The 18,805-nt window shown below is 71.1% G+C and carries 21 protein-coding genes; 7 read left to right on the forward strand and 14 right to left on the reverse strand.

All coding sequences use genetic code 11. The features are described 5' to 3' along the window. The 6 genes from FQY83_RS11695 to FQY83_RS11720 form a co-directional block, all read right to left on the reverse strand. On the reverse strand, window positions 1–238 hold a 238-nt coding region (locus FQY83_RS11695), incomplete at its 3' end, for a transposase (protein ID WP_146388150.1). Between the two features lie 47 nt (window positions 239–285). Next, window positions 286–666, reverse strand: coding sequence for a hypothetical protein (locus FQY83_RS11700; protein ID WP_238333482.1), 381 nt, complete (start codon window positions 664–666; stop codon window positions 286–288). 342 nt (window positions 667–1,008) lie between these two features. Further along, complete coding sequence (locus FQY83_RS11705) at window positions 1,009–1,509, reverse strand: hypothetical protein (protein WP_146388151.1); 501 nt, start codon at window positions 1,507–1,509, stop codon at window positions 1,009–1,011. 14 nt (window positions 1,510–1,523) lie between these two features. After that, complete coding sequence (locus FQY83_RS11710; RefSeq protein ID WP_146388152.1) at window positions 1,524–2,264, reverse strand: HAD family hydrolase; 741 nt, start codon at window positions 2,262–2,264, stop codon at window positions 1,524–1,526. A 105-nt stretch (window positions 2,265–2,369) separates the two neighbouring features. Continuing rightward, window positions 2,370–2,750: an EF-hand domain-containing protein gene (locus FQY83_RS11715; protein WP_146388551.1), complete on the reverse strand. Its 381-nt coding sequence runs from the start codon at window positions 2,748–2,750 to the stop codon at window positions 2,370–2,372. A gap of 213 nt (window positions 2,751–2,963) precedes the next feature. Continuing rightward, a complete protein-coding gene (locus FQY83_RS11720) occupies window positions 2,964–3,149 on the reverse strand; it encodes a CPXCG motif-containing cysteine-rich protein (protein WP_146388153.1) in 186 nt (61 codons plus the stop codon). 97 nt (window positions 3,150–3,246) lie between these two features. Here FQY83_RS11720 and FQY83_RS11725 point away from each other — a divergent pair, with 97 nt between their 5' ends. Further along, window positions 3,247–4,431 (forward strand): PQQ-dependent sugar dehydrogenase, encoded by a 1,185-nt coding sequence (locus FQY83_RS11725; protein ID WP_146388552.1) that lies wholly within the window; start codon window positions 3,247–3,249, stop codon window positions 4,429–4,431. Between the two features lie 285 nt (window positions 4,432–4,716). On the opposite strand, the gene FQY83_RS11730 is transcribed toward FQY83_RS11725, so the two are convergent. Then, complete coding sequence (locus tag FQY83_RS11730; RefSeq protein ID WP_146388154.1) at window positions 4,717–5,484, reverse strand: lytic transglycosylase domain-containing protein; 768 nt, start codon at window positions 5,482–5,484, stop codon at window positions 4,717–4,719. A gap of 117 nt (window positions 5,485–5,601) precedes the next feature. After that, complete coding sequence (locus tag FQY83_RS11735) at window positions 5,602–6,021, reverse strand: DUF4920 domain-containing protein (RefSeq protein ID WP_146388155.1); 420 nt, start codon at window positions 6,019–6,021, stop codon at window positions 5,602–5,604. A gap of 69 nt (window positions 6,022–6,090) precedes the next feature. On the opposite strand from FQY83_RS11735, the gene FQY83_RS11740 reads away from it, so the two are divergent. From FQY83_RS11740 to rarD, 3 genes are all read left to right on the forward strand, one after another. Continuing rightward, on the forward strand, window positions 6,091–6,642 hold the full coding sequence (locus FQY83_RS11740; RefSeq protein WP_146388156.1) for an adenine phosphoribosyltransferase: 552 nt from the start codon (window positions 6,091–6,093) through the stop codon (window positions 6,640–6,642). A 439-nt stretch (window positions 6,643–7,081) separates the two neighbouring features. Then, complete coding sequence (gene yedA / locus FQY83_RS11745; protein WP_146388157.1) at window positions 7,082–8,017, forward strand: drug/metabolite exporter YedA; 936 nt, start codon at window positions 7,082–7,084, stop codon at window positions 8,015–8,017. Further along, window positions 8,014–8,940 (forward strand): EamA family transporter RarD, encoded by a 927-nt coding sequence (rarD, locus tag FQY83_RS11750; protein ID WP_146388158.1) that lies wholly within the window; start codon window positions 8,014–8,016, stop codon window positions 8,938–8,940. The genes yedA and rarD overlap by 4 nt, the downstream gene beginning before the upstream one ends. A 61-nt stretch (window positions 8,941–9,001) precedes the next feature. Here rarD and FQY83_RS11755 read toward each other — a convergent pair whose 3' ends face one another. Beyond that, window positions 9,002–10,075 (reverse strand): alpha/beta fold hydrolase, encoded by a 1,074-nt coding sequence (locus FQY83_RS11755; RefSeq protein ID WP_146388159.1) that lies wholly within the window; start codon window positions 10,073–10,075, stop codon window positions 9,002–9,004. Between the two features lie 150 nt (window positions 10,076–10,225). On the opposite strand from FQY83_RS11755, the gene dapA reads away from it, so the two are divergent. Continuing rightward, complete coding sequence (gene dapA / locus FQY83_RS11760) at window positions 10,226–11,122, forward strand: 4-hydroxy-tetrahydrodipicolinate synthase (RefSeq protein ID WP_146388160.1); 897 nt, start codon at window positions 10,226–10,228, stop codon at window positions 11,120–11,122. Window positions 11,123–11,168: 46 nt separating this feature from the next. On the opposite strand, the gene FQY83_RS11765 is transcribed toward dapA, so the two are convergent. The 3 genes from FQY83_RS11765 to FQY83_RS11775 all read right to left on the reverse strand — a co-directional run bounded on the left by FQY83_RS11765 (window position 11,169) and on the right by FQY83_RS11775 (window position 14,473). Continuing rightward, the gene (locus FQY83_RS11765; RefSeq protein WP_146388161.1) at window positions 11,169–11,744 is read right to left on the reverse strand and encodes a hypothetical protein; all 576 of its coding nucleotides are present in this window, start codon (window positions 11,742–11,744) and stop codon (window positions 11,169–11,171) included. 10 nt (window positions 11,745–11,754) lie between these two features. Beyond that, window positions 11,755–13,953: a xanthine dehydrogenase family protein molybdopterin-binding subunit gene (locus FQY83_RS11770; RefSeq protein WP_238333483.1), complete on the reverse strand. Its 2,199-nt coding sequence runs from the start codon at window positions 13,951–13,953 to the stop codon at window positions 11,755–11,757. 64 nt (window positions 13,954–14,017) lie between these two features. After that, window positions 14,018–14,473, reverse strand: coding sequence for a (2Fe-2S)-binding protein (locus FQY83_RS11775; RefSeq protein WP_146388162.1), 456 nt, complete (start codon window positions 14,471–14,473; stop codon window positions 14,018–14,020). A gap of 230 nt (window positions 14,474–14,703) precedes the next feature. On the opposite strand from FQY83_RS11775, the gene FQY83_RS11780 reads away from it, so the two are divergent. Further along, on the forward strand, window positions 14,704–15,675 hold the full coding sequence (locus FQY83_RS11780) for an XdhC family protein (RefSeq protein WP_146388163.1): 972 nt from the start codon (window positions 14,704–14,706) through the stop codon (window positions 15,673–15,675). Continuing rightward, window positions 15,672–16,295, forward strand: a complete 624-nt coding sequence (locus tag FQY83_RS11785) for a nucleotidyltransferase family protein (RefSeq protein ID WP_146388164.1) — start codon at window positions 15,672–15,674, stop codon at window positions 16,293–16,295. Before FQY83_RS11780 ends, FQY83_RS11785 begins: the two co-directional genes overlap by 4 nt. A 9-nt stretch (window positions 16,296–16,304) precedes the next feature. On the opposite strand, the gene FQY83_RS11790 is transcribed toward FQY83_RS11785, so the two are convergent. Then, window positions 16,305–17,621 (reverse strand): ABC transporter permease, encoded by a 1,317-nt coding sequence (locus FQY83_RS11790; RefSeq protein WP_146388165.1) that lies wholly within the window; start codon window positions 17,619–17,621, stop codon window positions 16,305–16,307. Between the two features lie 13 nt (window positions 17,622–17,634). Next, window positions 17,635–18,801 (reverse strand): ABC transporter permease, encoded by a 1,167-nt coding sequence (locus tag FQY83_RS11795; protein ID WP_146388166.1) that lies wholly within the window; start codon window positions 18,799–18,801, stop codon window positions 17,635–17,637. Between the last annotated feature and the right edge of the window lie 4 nt (window positions 18,802–18,805).

Consider the following 18,805-nt stretch of genomic DNA (forward strand, 5'->3'; position numbering starts at 1 on the left):
GCGTCTCTTCCATGCCCGGGTCGCTCAGCGAGTACCACTGCTGCAGGAAGTGGATGCGCAGCATGGTCGCCAAGGGATACGGCTGCCGGCCGCGCTGGCCCATCTTCGGGTAGTGCGGTGCGATCAGCGCCAGCAATGCGTTCCACGGCACCACCTGCTCCATCTCCGCCAGGAAGACCTCGCGCCGCGTCTTCTTGCGCTTGCCCGTGTGTTCCGCGTCCCCGAAGCTCAGCTGCATCGTCGTCATCCGTCGAACCTTGCGCTATTGTCGCCGAAGGGATTTGTTCAGAGCATCCCTAGGTCGTTGGCGCCGTTGCGCCTGGGCACGAGGTCGCGGTAGTGGCCTTCCAGGCGACGGCCGCCGGAATCTTCCACGACGCGGGCCTCGAGCGCGGCGTCGTAGGTGTTCATCACCGCGCGCAGGCTGCCGTCCCCGCGCTGCTCGAGCGCGAAATGATCGCGACGCGTGCCGTTGATCAGGGTGAGGACCGGCTTCCCGCCGCCCAGGTCGCGCAGTTCGAAGTTGAACGGCAGCGGTTCGCCGTTGACGTTGAACTCGCCGCGCCAGACGCCTTCGGCCGGCGCCGGCGCGGCGAAGGCCGGGAACGCGAGCGCGAGCAGGATGGCCAGCAGCGGTACGGCGGATTTGCGTGTCGGAAACTTCATTGCGGATTTTCCCCGGGTGCCTTGCGTCGCGTGCAGTGCAGCGCCACCGCCGATGCCGTTGCGCCGGCCATCGGTTCGGGCTTGATGCGTTGCAGCAGACTCGATCCGGAATGTAGCAACCGCGTCACGCCTGTCCAGAGCGGATCCGGGGTTTGGTGATGACGATTCGTCCAAAGCAAATGACGATGGATGCGCGCGGCGTGGCCGGATCGATCCGGAATCGTGTGCCTCCGGCAACCGACACTTGTAGGAGCGCCTTCAGGCGAGACGCTTCTCGAGTAAACGCGCGGCGGAACAAAAAGGGTCGCGCCTGAAGGCGCTCCTACGGTTTGCGAGGGCGGATCAATTGGACGAATCGAGCGGACGCGCCCAGCGCACGTAGCTCTCGGTGATGTCGCCGCGGATGCGCCGATGGATCGCGGCGGTGGAGGCGACGCCGAGCCGCTCCGCCACGCCCTGCCAGCCGTCGGCGTGGTCGCCGCGCCAGGCGTCGAGCACCGCACGGCAGGGACGGCCGGTGGCCTGCGCCAGCGCGCAGGCGTAATAGACATCGCCCGGCGTCGTCGCCTCGTCGCGCAAGGCGTCCTCGACCAGCGCGCGCGGCGCCTCGTGGTAGCGCACGATCTCGTCGACGAAGGCGTCGCGGTAGCGCGCGGCGTAGTCGTCCATGTCGAGCAGGCGCGCGTCGATCCAGGCGTTGCCGGTTTGCGGCTGTCGCTGCACCGCGGCCGTCGGCTCGCGTTCCGCCTCCTGCGCGGGTGACGCCGCCTCCTGCGCGAGCGTCGGGCACGACACCAGCAGCACGATGGCGAGGATCGGGGCAAGGTGCGTGAATGCGCGCATCGGCGTGCTCCGTGTCATCCGGCCGCGATTACAGCGGCGGCGCCTGCGGCCACGATGTCGCGGATCGCCACAGGCAGGGCATCGGCCGTCGCCACCTGCCGCAGGCGCGGATGCCCGCCGACGTCGTCGGCCTCGTTCTCGTGTTCCCAGGTCAGGTGGTAGGGCACGTGCACGCCCCAGCCGCCCAGTTGCAGCACCGGCACGATGTCCGAACGCAGCGAGTTGCCGATCATCACGAAGCGGTCGGCGGGAATCGCGAATTCGTCGAGCAGGCGCGCGTAGGTGGCCACGTCCTTCTCGCTGACGATCTCGATGCGCCGGAACAGGTCGGCCAGGCCCGACTCGCGCACCTTGGCCTCCTGGTGGAACAGGTCGCCCTTGGTGACCAGCACCACCGGGTGTTCGGCGGCGATCGCTTCCACCGCTTCGCGCACGCCGGGCAACAGTTCCACCGGATGGCGCAGCATGTCCTTGGCGATCTGCACGATGCGGTGCAGGTCGCGCGCGTGGATACGGCCGTCGGTGATGTCGACCGCCGCTTCCACCATCGACAGCGCCATGCCCTTCACGCCGTAGCCGAACACGGCGATGTTGCCCTTCTCCACCGCGTACAACCGCTCGCGCAGGCGCAGGTCGGCCAGGTCGACGTGGCGGCCGACGATGCGTTCGAATTCGTCCTGCGCGGCGTGGAAGTAGTCCTCGCTGCGCCAGAGGGTGTCGTCGGCGTCGAAGCCGACCATGTCGATCGCGGTCATCGCCGCAGTATGCCGCAACGCAAAAGACATCGGCGGCCCGAAGGCCGCCGATGGCTCACTTGCCTGTCATGGGAAACAGGACTTGGAGAGGGGTTGGACCAGGCCTCAGTCGGCGCCGCCCGAGGCGTCGGGCTGCTGCGCGTTCGCCTTGGCGACGAAGGCCTTGTACTCGTCCGGCGTCAGTTCGCCGTCGCGGTCGGTGTCGGCGTCGTCGAACACCTGCGCCAGCGACTGCAAGTTGCCGGCTTCGGTCTTGCTCAGCGTGCCGTTGCCGTCGACGTCGAGGTCGGCCCAGGTCAGCGGCTGCTGCTGCGCGGCCGGCGCGGTGGACTGTGCCGGGTCCTGGGCGGTCGGGTACTGGCTGGTCGGATCCTGGGCGGTCGGTTCGGTCGCGGCCGGATCCTGCGCGAAGGCCATCGGCATGGCGAGGGCCGCGCCCAGCGCGATCAGTCCGAACAGCGGCTTGCGTGCATTCTTCATCACTATCTCCCGTGGGGATTCAAAATGGGCGCGCGGCAGAGGTGTTGCATGAGGTGTCGCTTCCGCACGGCGACCACCTTGCCCGCGCACGCATAAAGATCCGTGCATGTTCCAAGTTAACAGGATGTTCCTCGCCGACGGGCGTTCAGCATTGCCGCCGTCGTTTGCCGCGCTCAGAAAGGCGCTGGATTCAAGCTGTTTTTCCCTGCCGCTTCGGCATCATTCGTCATCGCGGCGCATCGATACCTGGGGTAAACCCTGGGCATCGAACGTGACCGAAAGCGCGATCGGCCGACAGCAGACCTGGCAATCCTCGATGTACTGCTGCTCGCCCGCGGAGGCGTCGACGGCGATCGTGATCGGCTCGCCGCAGTACGGACACGTGCACGTTTCGAAATCCTGCATCGTCGAAGACACTCCGGGCGCAAAGGCCGCCCACGCGGCCGGATCGCGATCCGACGCTATCATGACGCCGACCCCCGATCCCGGCGAGGACTTCCCGATGCATCGCTCCGCCTTGACGACCACCCTGCTCTCCCTTGCGCTGCTGACGGCCTGCAATGCCGGCAGCAGCACCGCCCCCGCTGCGCAGACCGAGGACGCCACTGTCCCGGCAGCCGTGCAGCAGGCGCGCGAAACCCGCGCCATCGGTCCGTTCACGGCCGAGACCGTGGCCTCGTTCGACGAGCCCTGGGCGCTGGGCTTCCTGCCCGACGGCCGCCTGCTGGTCAGCGAGAAACCGGGCACGCTCAAGCTGGTCGACGTCGCCACCGGCCATGCCGGCGAGGTCACCGGCGTCCCGCAGGTGGCCTATGGCGGACAGGGTGGCTTCGGCGACGTGGTGCCGCACCCGCAGTTCGCCAGCAACGGACGGGTCTACATCAGCTACGCGGAAGCGGGCGACGGCAACACCGCCGGCGCAGCGGTCGCGCGCGCGACGCTGGTCACCGACGATGCCGGCGGCGGCGCGCTCGAAGGCGTCGAGGTGATCTGGCGCCAGGTGCCGAAGGTGAGCGGACAGGGCCACTACGGCCACCGCATCGCGTTCGGCGACGACGGCAAGCTGTGGATCGCCTCCGGCGAGCGCCAGAAGTTCGATCCGGCGCAGGACATGGCGTCCAACCTCGGCAAGGTGCTGCGCTTCAACGACGACGGCAGCGTGCCGGCGGACAATCCGTTCGCCGGACAGGGCGAGGTGGCGGCGCAGGTGTGGTCGCTCGGCCATCGCAATCCGCTGGGTATCGCCTTCGACGGCAACGGCCAGCTGTGGGACATCGAGATGGGCCCGAAGGGCGGCGACGAACTCAACAAGGTCGAGCGCGGCGCCAACTACGGCTATCCGATCGTGTCCAATGGCGACCACTACGACGGTCGCCCGATCCCGGACCACGACACGCGCCCGGAATTCAGCACGCCCGCGATCACGTGGACGCCGGTGATCTCGCCGTCGAGCCTGATCTTCTATTCCGGCGACGTGTTCCCGGAATGGAAGGGCAATGCCTTCGCCGGCGGCCTGTCGTCGCAGTCACTGGTGCGCATCCAGTTCGAAGGCGACCGCGCCTGGGAGGCCGAGCGCTTCGAGATGGGCGCCCGCATCCGCGGCGTGCGCCAGGGCCCGGACGGCGCGCTGTGGGTGATCGAGGACGGCAAGGGCGGCCGGCTGCTGAAGCTGACGCCGAAGGGCTGATGCCTTTTGGCGGCCGGGAAGATGGAATGGCGTAGGCGGGGCGTCGGGGGCGTAGCCCCGACCTACGGACGGTTCACGCGCTCCGAAACAAACGTCATCCCCCGGCGAAAGCGCCCGCACCGTCATCCCGGCGAAAGCCGGGATCCATCTTGATCCGGCGGCTGCCTGGCCGCGAAGAAGAAAGATAACGGCAAAATGGATCCCGGCGTTCGCCGGGATGACGGCTTCGTTCTTCGATCCGCATGCGTGCATCCGGATGCCGCCAACCGATGGCGCGCAGGCCCGCTACTGCGCCGGCCGCTCCGTCCTGATGCCCATCGCCTCGCGATAGCGCGCGTGCAGCGCCTGCACCTTGGCGATGTAGGCCTGCGTCTCCGGGTATGGCGGCACGCCGCCGTGGCGCTGCACGGTGCCGATGCCGGCGTTGTAGGCCGCGAGCGCCAGGGTGCGGTCGTTGCCGTAGCGGCGCAGCAGCGCGCGCAGGTGGCGCGCGCCGGCCTGGATCGACTGCTTCGCGTCGAAGGGATCGGCGACGCCGTAGTCGGCGACCACGTCGGGCATCAGCTGCATCACGCCCTGCGCGCCCTTGTCCGACACCGCGTCCGCGTCGAACCCGCTTTCGGCATGCGCGATCGCGCGCAGCCATGCGTCCTCGACGCCGGTCGCCTTCGCCGCCGCCCTGAACTCGGCCGCGAACGGCCCGAGCTGCGGCGCGCCGACATTGCCCAGCCCTTCATGCGCGGGTTCGCCCGGCGGCGTGACCGCGGTGAACTTCAGGTACACGCGCGAGCCGGGCAGCTTGCGCGTGCCGTAGACGAGTTTCCCGTCCTGCTCGCGTTCGTACAGCGTGCCGCTGAACACACCCATTGCCCCCCACAGGTTCGGCGCCTGCACGGCGCTGTCGTCGATTTCCTTCGCCTCGCACTTCGAGCCCGGCTCGGGCGCGGTGGACAGGCTGACGGTGCCGTCGCGCACGCAGCGATAGACGATGCGTGCATCGGCCGGCGGCGGCACCGCCAGTGCGGCGACGGCCAGCAGCAGGCCGGCCGTCATCCCTGACCTTCTCCCGCGGACGGACGGAAGACCGCATGCGCCGACCCGGCTTGCGGGCGGCGGGGACGGGACGCGGGACGCCATGCCGCTGCCTCCGCGGCTCGCGCCGCGCGGACCTCAGGAGGCGACTTCGATGCCGTCGGCGGTGATGCGGTACTCGACCGGCTCGGCGGCGATGCCCTTGCCGCTGTCGCCGCTCAGGTGCTCGACCTGCTCGGGCGTGAGCTCCTTGCGCGTCAGCACGCCGTGCACCACCGCAGAGCCCGTGGTGTCCTTGGGAATGTAGAAGTCGTGCTTGCCGAACATCACCCGCGCGAGCTTGCCGTCGTCCTCCAGCATCATCCAGCAGCCCTTGGCCTGGCAGACCTCGGTGATCCGGCCGCTGAAGCGCTGCGGCCGGTCGGCGTGGGCGTCGAAGTCGGCGATCGCCTGCGAGACCGGGACGGCCTCGCCTTCGGGCATGGGCTGGCCGTAGGGCGTGGCGGCGCTCGCGGCGGCGGCGGACAGCGTCAGGACCAGGATGGACAGCAGGCGCATGGCGTGCTCCTCGGGATCGTCGGGCGGTCACGATAGCGCGAAGGCGCGTGCGGCGGCAGTGACGATAGGATGCGGGGGCCCTCCCGCCCCAGGAATGCGAACGTGTCCGACTGGTCCCGCCTGATCCGCGACGTCCCCGATTTCCCGAAGCCCGGGATCGTGTTCAAGGACATCACCCCGGTGCTGGCCGACGCCGTCGCCTTCGCTGCCGCGATCGCGGCGATGGCCGCGCCGTGGCGCGAAGCGCCGCCGGACGCGGTGGCGGGCGTCGAATCGCGCGGCTTCATCCTCGGCGCGGCGCTGGCGCGCGCGCTGGGCTGCGGCTTCGTGCCGGTGCGCAAGCCGGGCAAGCTGCCGGCGCGCACGCTGGCGCAGGACTACCGGCTCGAATACGGCAGCGACCGGCTGGAGGTGCACGTCGACGCGCTGCCGCCCGGCGCACGGGTGCTGGTGGTCGACGACGTGCTCGCTACCGGCGGCACCCTGCGCGCGGCGACCGCCCTGCTGCGTCGCCAGGGCGCGCAGGTGGTCGGCGCGGACGTGCTGGTGGAACTGGCGTTCCTGCGCGGGCGCGAGCGCTGGGACGATCCGGCGCCGCTGCGCGCGGCGCTGGCGCTGTAGCGCGGCGGACAGGTCCGAGGCGCTTGCGGAACCAGACCATGACGTCCTCCCACCGTCATCCCCGCGAAGCCTGCCCCCGCGCAGGCGGGGGGCGGGAATCCAGCGTCTTTACGCCTTCGTGCAGAAGAGAATGACCAGAAGCCCGGGCGTTTCTCGACCGCATGCCCCCTCCAAGTCCCTGACTCGTCACGAAAGACGCTGGGTCCCCGCCTTCGCGGGGATGACGTCTGTCTGGTTCGCCGGCGATGACACGTGTTCCGGTCGCTGGCAGGACGGAACCCTGGTCGCCGCCGGTACTGCGTCAGCCGGCAACCCACCAGCCCCGGCAATCCATCCACGCCACCCGCTGTTCCACCGCCGGAACAGCCGCGCGCCGTAGAATGCAGCCCTTGCCGCGCGTCGCCTTCCGCTGCCGCGGCCCCTGTCCCCACGGTGTCCGATGCGTCCCTCCCCTGCATCGGTCGGCCCCGCTTCCGCGTCTTCGCTCGCCATCGCCCTCGCGCTGGCGGCGGTGTACCTGATCTGGGGTTCGACCTACCTCGCCATCCGCTTCGCGCTGGAGGGCGGCTGGCCGCCGCTGCTGATGGGTGGCGTGCGCTTCCTGCTGGCGGGTGCGCTGATGTACGCGGCGCTGCGCCTGCGCGCGGTCGCCGCGCCCACGCGCGCGCAGTGGCGCAACACCGCGTTCATGGGCCTGCTGCTGCTCGCGGTCGGCAATGGTCTGGTCTGCATCGCCGAGCAGACGGTGTCGTCGGGCCTGGCGGCGGTCGCGGTGGCGTCGGTGCCGCTGTGGATGGCGCTGTTCGCGGCGCTGCGCGGCGAGCATCCGCGGCGCATCGAATGGATCGGCCTGGGCATCGGTTTCGCCGGCGTGGCCTGGCTCAACGCGGGCAGCAGCCTGACCGCGACGCCCGGCGGCCTGGTCGCGCTGCTGGTGGCCTCGGTGGCCTGGGCCTACGGCTCGATCTGGAGCCGCGGCCGCGACCTGCCCGCGCCGTTCATGACCGCCGCCGCGCAGATGCTGTGCGGCGGCGTAGTGATGCTGGCCGCCGGCCTCGCGCTCGGCGAACGCTTCGACGGCTGGCCGACGCTGCGCGGCCTGCTGTCGTTCGGCTACCTCGCCACGTTCGGTTCGATCATCGGCTTCAGCGCCTACGTCTGGCTGCTGCAGCACGTGCGCCCGGCGCTGGCGGGCAGCTACGCCTACGTGAACCCGGTGATCGCGGTGGTGCTCGGCGCCTGGCTCGCCGGCGAGCGCTTCGGCGCGCACGACATCGGCGCGATGGGCGTGGTGCTGCTGGGGGTGGTCGCGATCACCCTGGCCAAGGCGAACAAGGCGGCGGCGCCCGCCATCGGCGGGGCGAGGCGCGGATGACGCCGACTCCGGACATCGCCGCGCGCGAGGCGCGGCTGGGCCTGCTGGCCGCGCTGGGCACGTTCGCGCTGTGGGGCGTGATGCCGGCCTACTGGCATGCGCTGAGCGAGGTCCCGCCGCTGCAGGTGGTGATGCACCGCGCGATCTGGTGCGCGGTGCTGGTCAGCGCCTGGCTGACGTGGAAGCAGGGCCGTGGCTGGCTGGCGGCGGTGCTCTCGCGCCCGCGCCTGGCGGCGATGCTCGGCGTCTCGGGCTGCCTGATCGCGTTCAACTGGAGCCTGTACGTGTGGGCGGTCAGCACCGGCCACGTGGTCGAGGCCAGCCTGGGCTACTTCATCAATCCTCTGCTCAACGTGGTGATCGGCGTGCTGTTCCTGCGCGAGCGGCTGTCGCGCGCGCAATGGGTCGCGGTGCTGCTGGCGATGGTCGGCGTGCTGTGGCTGACCTTCAGCTACGGCAGCTTCCCGTGGATCGCGGTGTCGCTGGCGGCGTCGTTCGCGTTCTACGGGCTGATCCGCAAGTTCGCCGCGGTCGAACCGGTGACCGGGCTCGGGGTCGAGAACCTGATCGTGTTCCTGCCGGCGGTCGCGGCGCTGTGGTGGTTCGAGACGCACGGCGACGGCGGTTTCTTCTCGCTGCGCTGGGGCGTGGCGACCGATGCGATGCTGGTGTTCGGCGGCGCGCTGACCGCGATCCCGTTGATCGGCTTCGCGTTCGCGGTGCGGCGGGTGTCGCTGACCGTGGTCGGCCTGCTGCAGTACATGTCGCCGACGATCCAGCTGCTGATCGGCGTGTTCGTGCTCGGCGAAACCTTCGGCGGGGAACGCGCGGCCGGCTTCGGCTTCATCTGGGCCGGGCTGGTGGTGTTCGCGCTCGACGGCTACCTCGCCGCGCGGCGCAGGATCGTTGCACAGCAGGCATAGGGCGGGCCTCGGCCCGCCTCGGCGACCCGGGCGGACATGCGGTGGCGGGCCGAGGCCTGCCCTATGCGGTCAAGGCCAGGGGCTGCGGGCAGAACCGCTTGGGCGAGGCGTTGTCGAGCCAGTCGATCACCGTCGGTGCCAGCAGGTCGAGGCGCATCGGCAGGCTGATGTGGTCCTCGCCGGGTACTTCGACGTAGTGCGCGCGCGGCGCGGCGGCGGCCAGCGCGCGGCCGTGCGCGACCGGCACGTGCTCGTCCTCGCGGCCGTGCACCAGCAGCACGCAGGCCGGCACCTGCGCCAATGCGGCGCCGACGTCGATCTTGTCCAGCGGAAGTTCCAGGGCTTCGCCGGCGGTGGCGATCGCGCGCTCCAGCGCTTGGTCGTCCATCCGCCAGCGCAGCCAGCGATGGGTGAACTGCTGGGCGACCGTTTCCGGCGCCTTGTGCAGCAGGTGCGGCACCATGTCGCGGATCGCGTGGCCGGCGTTGGCGAAGGATTCGATCGCGATCACGTTGTCGACCTGCATGCCCAGTTCGCGCGCGCTGAAGATCGCGGTCGCCGCGCCGTAGGACACGCCCATCACGTGCAGCGGCCCGACGATCTCGCCCTGCGCGCGCAGGGCCGCGACCGCGTCGGCCACGTCGCGCGCCTCGCGCAGGCCGTAGCCGGACGGCGCCGCGCCGGAACGGCCGTGGTTGCGCAGGTCGAGGCTGATGGTGCGGTAGCCGGCCTGCGCCAGCTGCAGCGACCACGGCAGCAGCGAGCCGCCGTCCATCATCCAGCCGTGCAGCAGCAGCACGGTGCCACGCGGCGCGACCGGCCTTGCGGTGGGCGCGTCGAAGTCGAGGCTGAAGTCCATGCGCCCGCGCTGCGTGCCGTCGGGGCGGTAGGCGTAGTCGAGCCGGTAGGCGCCGGGATCGAACGCGCGCCAGAACAGCGATACGCCCGCGGACGTGGCCACGCGCCCTTCGCGATGCGGCAGCCGCGCGATCGCCTGCTCGATGCGCGCGGTCGGCAGCAGCGGCGAGGCGCCGCCGGGCGCGACCAGGCGATGGCTCAGCGCGCTGCCGCCGTCCGGCCAGGCGAAGCCGGCCAGCAGCAGGCAAGTGCAGAGGATGAGCAGCGCGCGGCGCATCGGCGGGGGTCCGTGTCGGAAAAAAGGTTGCAAAGGTTAGGACCGCCGCGCGCGGCCATCTACCGCGTTTCGATGACAATGCGATGACAGCGCGGCCGGCGTTCAGCATTAGAATCGGCGTTTCGTCTTTCCCCACCTCCGGCAAGCCCCATGACTCCCAGCAACGCATCCCTGCGCGGCAGCATCGTCGCGCTCGTCACGCCCATGCACGAGGACGGCAGCGTCGACTACCCGGCGCTGCGCAAGCTGATCGACTGGCACGTCGACGAAGGCACCGACGGCATCGGCGTGGTCGGCACGACCGGCGAATCGCCGACGGTCGACGTCGAGGAACACTGCGAGATCATCCGCGTGGCGGTCGAGCAGGCCGCCGGGCGCGTGCCGGTGATGGCCGGCTGCGGCGGCAACTCCACCGCCGAGGCGATCGCGCTGGCGCGGTTCGCGAAGCAGGTCGGCGCCGACAGCCAGCTGCAGGTCGTGCCCTACTACAACAAGCCCGGCCAGGAAGGGCTGTACCGCCACTTCAAGGCGATCGCCGAGGCCACCGGCGAGCTGCCGATCGTGCTCTACAACGTGCCGGGCCGCTCGGTCGCGGACATGCAGCACGACACCGTGCTGCGGCTGGCGCAGGTGCCGGGCGTGGTCGGCATCAAGGAGGCCACCGGCAACCTCGAGCGCGCGCAGTGGCTGATCCGCGACGTGCCCGAAGGCTTCGCCGTGTACTCGGGCGACGACGCCACCGCCGTCGCGCTGATGCTGTGCGGCGGCCACGGCAACGTCAGCGTCACCGCCAACCTCGCGCCGCGGCTGATGCGCGAACTGTGCGCGGCGGCGCTGGCCGGCGACGCGGCGCGGGCGATGGCCATCCAGCTGCGGCTGCTGCCGGTACACAAGCAATTGTTCGTCGAGGCCAACCCGATCCCGGTGAAGTGGGCGATGGCGCGCATGGGTCTGTGCGGCGGCGCGCTGCGCCTGCCGATGACCGAACTCGATGCGGCGAACCAGCCGAAGGTGGAAGCCGCGCTGCAGTCGGCCGGACTCCTGTAGCCCGCCGCACGATCGCCGCGCGCCGCCCCTGGGCCGGCGGCCTGCGTCAGACGCCCGCGCAGGGCGCGCCGCCGTCCATCCAGGTCCTGAACGCGGCGACGAAGTCGGCGTGCGGCACCGGGACCGGCGCGCGCCGGCCGCCCGGTTCCCAACCCCACAGCACCAGGGCGTCCCCGGTGACGTGCTCGAGCATCGCGTCGAGGTCGCGTCCGCCGGTGCTGTCCTTGTCCTTGATCATCGCGCACAGTTCCGCCGCGGGCAGGCCGATCCACGCCATCTTCCGGTCGGGCGGCGGCAGCGCCCAGTGCGGCGCGCCCGGGGGCGCATGCGGGCCGTAGCTGTCGGGCGGGTTCTTCTCGCCGTGGCAGGCGCTGCAGGGCAAGCCCGGCGCGCCATGGCCTTCCGGCCCGCGCACCACGCCCTGCGCATGCGGGGCCTGGGCGTCGAACTGCAGCGGCTGGTCGCCGGGGATATGGCAGTTGCTGCAGCGTGGATGCTGGAACACCTGCTCGATGGTGGCGAAGGCCTGCAGCGCCTGCGCCTGCTGCTCGGGCGTGGCCTTCGGGCCACAGGCCACCAGCAGGAGGCAGGCCGCAACCAGCGCGATGCGTGCAGTCGTCATGGCCCTCTCCTCACGTCGCCGCCGCGGGCGCGGCGCTCGTTTCCGACAGCCGCAGCGGCAGCTCGCGCAGGCGTTGCCCGGTCAGCGCGAACACCGCGTTGGCCACCGCCGGCGCGATCGGCGGCGTGCCGGGTTCGCCGACGCCGCCCATCCGCGCCTGGCTGGGCACGATGTGGGTTTCGACCACCGGCATCTCGTCCAGCCGCAGCACGCGGTAGTCGTGGTAGTTCGACTCCTGCACTTGTCCATCCTTCAGCGTCAGCGCCGAATGCAGCGCCGCGCCCAGGCCGAAGGCGACGCCCGACTCGATCTGCGCCGCGACCCCGGCCGGGTTCACCGCCGGCCCGCAGTCGATCGCGCAGACCACGCGATGCACGCGGATGCGCCCGTCCTCGACCGATACTTCCGCCGCCTGCGCGACCACGCTGCCGAACGATTCATGCACGGCGATGCCGTGGCCGCGGCCCTGCGCCGCCGGCGTGCCCCAGCCGAACTTCTCCGCGGCGAGGTCGAGCGCGGCAAGATGCCGCGGATGGTCCTTCAGCAGCGTGCGGCGATAGGCGACCGGATCCTGCCCCGCCGCATGCGCGAGTTCGTCGACGAAGCCCTCCATCACGAAGCCGTTGACGCTGTGCCCGACCGAGCGCCACCACAGCACCGGGATGCCAGTGACCGGCGAATGCAGGTCGACGCGATGCGCCGCGGCGCCGAGCACGTAGGGCGAATCGGCGACGCCCTCGGTGGAGGTGGTGTCGACGCCGTCCTTGACCATCATCGCTTCCATGAAGGTGCCGGCCATGATCGACTGCCCCACCAGCACCTGGTGCCAGGCCACCGGCAGGCCGTCGGCGCCGAGGCCGACGCGCAGCTTCTCGACGAACGCGGAGCGGTAATAGCCGCCGCGGGTGTCGTCCTCGCGCGTCCACACCGTCTTGACCGGCACGCCGGCGGCCTTCGCGACCTCCACCGCTTCGCTGACCACGTCCGAGGTCGGCGTCGCGCGGCGACCGAAGCCGCCGCCGAGGAACGGCGTGTGGATGCGGATCTTCTCCGGCGGGATGCCGAGGATGCGCGCGGCGTTGTTCTGGTCCAGGGTCGGGAACTGCGTGCCGCACCAGATGTCGCACTCGCCGCCTTCGAGCTTCACCGTGCAGTTCAGCGGTTCCATCGCCGCATGCGCGAGGTAGGGCACGGCGTATTCGGCCTCCACGGTCTTCGCCGCGCCTTCCAGCGCCGCGGCGACGTCACCGGCGCGGGCCGCGACCGGACCCTCGGTGCCGGCCAGCGCCGCGAACTCGCTGCGCAGGGCCGCGCTGTCGAGCGCGCCGTGTTCGCCGCGGTCCCATTCGACCTGCAGCGCATCGCGGCCGAGCTTCGCCGCCCAGTAATGGTCGGCGATCACCGCCACGCCGCTGGGCACCTGCACCACGTCGCGCACGCCGGGCACGGCCTTCGCCGCGGTGGCGTCGAACGATTTCACCTTGCCGCCGAACACCGGCGCATGCGCGACCACCGCGGTCCTGAGCCCGTCGAACTGGATGTCCATGCCGAACTTCGCGCGGCCGGTGATCTTCTCCGGCGTGTCGAGGCGTTTGGTGGGCTTGCCGATCACGGCCCACTGGCCCGGGGCCTTGAGCTTGAGCGTGGCCGGGTCCGGCGGCGCGAGCCTGCCCGCGGCCTCGGCCAGTTCACCGTAGCGCAGGCGCTGCGTGCCGGCCACGACCACGCCGTTTTCCGCCTTGAGTTCCGCGACCGGCAGGCCGGTGCGTTCGGCCGCGGCCTGCAGCAGCATGGCGCGCGCGGTGGCGCCCGCCTGCCGGTAGCGGTCGAACTCGGACCAGGTGGTGGTCGAACCGCCGGTGCCCTGCATGCCGAACACCGGGCTGAAGTAGGCCTTGTCGGCCGGACCATGCTCGACGCGGAGCTTCGACCAGTCGGCATCGAGTTCCTCGGCGATCAGCATCGGCAGCGTGGTCCAGATGCCCTGCCCCATCTCCGCGTGCGCGAGCAGCACGGTCACGGTGTCGTCGGGCGCCACGCGCAGGAATGCGTTGGGCGCGAACTCGGGGGCGGGCGCAGCCCCGGCCTCCTCCTGCGCCATCGCGAAGCGCCCTGCCCCGGGCACGGCGAAGGCGACCACCAGTCCACCGCCGGCGAGCGCGCCGGTGCGGAGGAAGTCGCGACGGGAAAACTTGCTGGCGAGGTTCACGGGAAGGATCTCCGTCGAACGGCGGGGAATGCAGCGCGTGGCGGCGCCGCGGGGATCGCGGGAATCAGGCCTTGCCGAGTTCGGCCGCGCGATGCACGGCCGCGCGGATGCGCTGGTAGGTGCCGCAGCGGCAGAGGTTGCCCGACAGCGCGTGGTCGATGTCCTCGTCGCTGGGCGCCGGCACCTCGGCCAGCAGCGCGACCGCGGACATGATCTGTCCGGACTGGCAGTAGCCGCACTGCACCACGTCCAGCTCGGCCCAGGCGCGCTGCACCGGATGGCTGCCGTCGGCCGAGAGGCCTTCGATCGTGGTGATCTGCCTGCCGGCGACGGCCTCCACCGGCGTCACGCAGCTGCGCAACGGCGATCCGTCGACATGGACCGTGCAGGCGCCGCATTGCGCGATGCCGCAGCCGAACTTGGTGCCGGTCATGCCCAGCAGGTCGCGCAGGACCCACAGCAGGGGCATGTCCGGTGGGGCATCGACCTCGTGTTCGGAACCGTTGACCTGCAGCTTCATCGGCAACTCCCTGGCGATGGCTTGGGATGCTTCGACAGTACTCCCGGACGCCGTCGTCCGCCAGCGTCCTGCGTGGATTTCGCGACGGATCACGTCGCCACCGGCGATTGTCCCGGAAATGCGCATGCCCGATCGCGGTCGATGGCGTGCGCGCGAAACGCTGCGCAGGCGTCCGGGCAACGGCGATCGTCGTCTTGCACGGCGATGGCGCCTGCGCCATCGTGGCCGGCATGTCCGTCCATCGCCACGTGCTCGAGGCTTCCGCGCAGGCCAGCGAAGCCGATACGCCTGCCGCACTGGCCGTCGTGGTCGGAACCGAAGGCTCCACCTACGTGCGCCGCGGCGCGATGGCGCTGTTCGGCGAAGCGGGACCGGAAGCGGGCTGGTTGAGCGGCGGCTGCCTGGAGCCGGAGATCGCCCTGCGCGCGAAGCAGGCGATCGACGCCGCGCGTCTGGGCTGGATGGAGATCGACACCCGCGACGACGAGGACCTGCTGTCGGGCTCGGCGCCGGGATGCCGCGGCCGGCTGCGCATCGCGCTGCTGCCGCTGCGCGCGTTGCCGGGCTGGTCGACCCTGGTGCAGGCCTGGCTGCGGCGCGAGGGCGAACTGCGATTGCAGGTGCACGCCGAAGGGACCGTGGCCGCGCAGATCAGCGGGCGCCACAGCGACTGGTCGCTGGCCACCGATGCATTGCCGTGGCCCGCGATGGAGATGGTGGCGATCCGGGTGCCGGCGCCATCGGCGATCGCGGTCTTCGGCGCGGGTCCGGAGACCGCGATGCTGCTGCCGCTGCTGCGGCAGCTGGGCTGGATGACGCTGGTCGTCGAGCGACGGCAGCGCTGGCTGCCGGCCGCCGCCCTCGGCGACCGGACGCTGGACGCCACCCCGCAGGTCGGCGTGGCGGCGCTCGGCGAGGCGCGGGTCGACGCCGCGCTGGTGATGCACCACAACTTCGAACTCGACCGCGAGGCCCTGGCGGCGCTGGCGGCGACCGACCTGCCCTACATCGGCCTGCTGGGACCACATCGCCGCCGCGACGACCTGTTCAAGCTGCTCGCGGCGCACGAGCGCGAACGTTTGTCCGCGCGCCTGCATTCGCCGGTCGGACTGCCGCTCGGCGGACAGGGGCCGGAAGCGATCGCGCTCAGCATCGCCGCGCAGCTGCAGGCCTGGCGCGCCGGGCGCGGCGACGGGGAATGAGTGCGGCGCCCGCCACGTCGCACGCGGCGCTGCTGCTGGCGGCGGGCGGCAGCCGCCGGCTCGGGCGGCCGAAGCAGTTGCTCACGCGCGATGGCGAGACGCTGGTGCATCGCGCCGCGCGCCTGCTGCGCGAAACCGCGCCGCAGCGACTGCTGATCGTCGTCGGCGCACGCCGCGACGCGATCGAAGCCGCCGTCGCCGGCCTCGATGCCGAAGCGGTGGCCAACGACGACTGGCAGGCTGGCCTGTCCGGCAGCCTGCGCTCGGCGGCGCGGGCGATGGCGGGGTTCGACGGCATGATCCTGGTCGCGGCCTGCGACCAGCCCGCGATGGACAGGCAGCACCTGCTGGCGCTGCTGGCGGGCGCACGCGATGCCGCGTCGCATTGCGCGGCGACCCTGCACGATGGCCTGCCGGGAATCCCGGCGGCGGTGCCGGCCGCCTGGCTGACGCAGGCGGCGCAGGCCGGGGATCGCGGCCTCGCCGCGCGCCTGCGCGCGCTGCCGCGCGAGACGCTGTTCCTGCTCGATGCGCCGGCGCTGGCGTTCGACATCGACACGCCGGCCGATGTCGACGCCGCGATCGCGCGCGGCTGGCTGGATCCGCCCGCCGCGCGCTGACGCCTGCGCTCAGGCCGCGCGCAGCGCGTCGGTCACCGGCAGCGTCGCAGCGCGCAGCGCGGGGAACAGGCCGCCGACGAAGCCGATCGCCAGCGCCCACTTCAGGCCCTGCCAGAGCAGGTCGGGCGAGACCTTGAACTCGAAGCTCAGGCTGGCCACGCCGCCGGCCACGGTCGACGCGGTGTAGCCGTTGAAGACCAGCCAGGCCAGCAAGCCGCCGAGCAGGCCGCCGATCGCCGCCAGCAGCATCGTCTCCAGCATCACCGCCACCACTACCGGCATGCCGCGGAAGCCGATCGCGCGCAGCGTGGCGATCTCCCGCGCGCGCGAGGCGACGGTGGCGAACATGGTGTTGAGCGCGCCGAACACCGCGCCGATGGCCATGATCGAGCCGACCACGATGCCGATGATGCGCAGCACCTTGCTGATGGCCTCGGACTGCTTGCTGAAGTACTCGCGCGTGGTGTCGGCCTCGACCTGCAGGCGCGGGTCCGCCGCCAGCGTGGCCTTGAAGGCGTTGAAGGCCTTGGCGTCGGTCAGCTTCGCGAACACCGAGGCGCGGCTGCTGCCGCGGCGGTAGGCACTGGAGACGATCTCGCCGTCGGCCCACATCTCCGATTCCATCGCGTCGCCGGACTCGAACACGCCGACCACGGTCCAGACCTGGTTGCCCAGGCGCAGTTCCTTGCCCGGATCGAGCCCGGCGAACTGGCGCCGCGCGCCCTTGCCGACCACCAGCTCGCGCCGGCCCGGCTCGAACTTGCGGCCTTCGACCAGCTTCACGCCGGGTCGCACCACCCAGGCCATGTCGCCGACGCCGCGCAGGGTCACGCTGCCCTCCTCGCCGTCGCTGCGCGGCACGTTGGCCGAGACCACCAGTTCCGCCGAGGCCAGCGGGCGGCCCTCGGCGTCGCGCGCGATCTCCGGCGCGCGTTCGATCGTGGTGATCTGGTCGCGCGAGAGCACCGACATCAGCTCCGCCGACGAACCGCCGCGCAGCACGATCGCGGTGTCGTCGGTGCCGCTGCTGCTGACCGTGTGGCGATAACCTTCCGCCATCGCCAGCAGCGCGACCAGCACGCCGACCACGCCGGCGATGCCAATCACCACCACCGACGAGGCGCCCAGGCGCTGTGCCAGCGTGCTGACGCCGACGCGCGTCACCGACGCCGCCTGGCGCCCGCTGCGGGTGAACGCCATCCACAGCGCGAACAGCACCGCGATACCGAGCAGCGCCGGCCACGGCAGGACGATCCAGGCCGCGAGGAACACGGCCAGCAGCAGGAACAGGCCGAACCCGCGCAGGAACGATTTGATGAGCGTCATCTGAGTTCTCCCGTTACCGTCCGGCCAGCGCGTCGACGATGTTCAGGCGCATCGCCCGCACCGCCGGCAGCGCGCCGACCAGCAGTCCGATGGCCGCCATCAGCCCCAGCCCCAGCATCCAGCTCTTCAGGCCGATCGGCGGCAGGCCGACCGCGCCGCCGCTGGCGGCGCCGACGATCGGCCCCAGCACCGCGGCCAGGCCGAGCCCGAGCACGCCGCCGATCAGCACCAGCAGCACCGATTCGGCCAGCACCATCGCCAGCACGCTGCGGCTGGTGAAACCGATGGTCTTGAGCACGGCCAGCTCCGAGGTGCGCTCGCGCACGGCCTGGGCCATGGTGTTGCCGGTCAGCAACAGCAGGGTGAAGAACACCGCGCCCATGATCGAACCGACGATCAGGCCGATGTCCGCCATCTGCTTGATCTGCGAGGCCATCGCCGCCTGCTCGTTCATCGTCCGCGTCTCGTGCGGCGAGTTCGCCGACAGCGCGTCGATCGCCTTGGCCGCCGCATCGCTGCGGCGCACGTCGGACACGCGACTGACGAACCAGCCGACGTCGCCATCGACGTAGGGCGTGGATTCCTCGAAGTACTTGTAGTGCATCAGGATCAACGCCTCGGTGAAGCCTGCGCTCTTCTTGTCCTTGGCCCGCAGCACGCCGACGATGTCGAACGACCAGTTCAGGGTGCCGTCGCTGTTGGGGAAGATCGTCGACTGCAGCGGGATGGTCTGCCCGACCTTCCAGTCGAAGCGCTTCATCATCGCCTCGCCGACGAGGATGCCGGTGCGGGTGCGCTTCCAGGCCTCGACCTCGGCGGGCGCGACCTCGATCTCGGGATACAGGTCGAGGTAGTTCTCCGCCACCGCGAAGGTGAACAGCTGGTTGCGCGGGTTCTGGTAGGCGCCGCCGAACCAGTTGGCGTAGGTCACATCCTGGACGTTGTCGATCCGGCGCAGGGGCGGCTCCAGCGAGATCGGCAGCGTCTCGACGATCGACAGGCGCGAGGTGGTCTGCAGCCGCTGCGCGCCGTCGGCGTTCTGCCCCAGCTGCGCGAACGAGGTGCGGATGCCGTCGAGCAGGCCGAACAGCAGGAACGCCGCCAGGATCGAGGCCAGCGTGAGGAAGGTGCGGGTCTTGCGCCGGAACAGCGCCGCCCAGATCAGGTGGAAATATTTCATGTCA

The sequence above is a fragment of the Luteimonas marina genome (assembly GCF_007859325.1).
Taxonomy (GTDB): Bacteria; Pseudomonadota; Gammaproteobacteria; order Xanthomonadales; family Xanthomonadaceae; genus Luteimonas; species Luteimonas marina.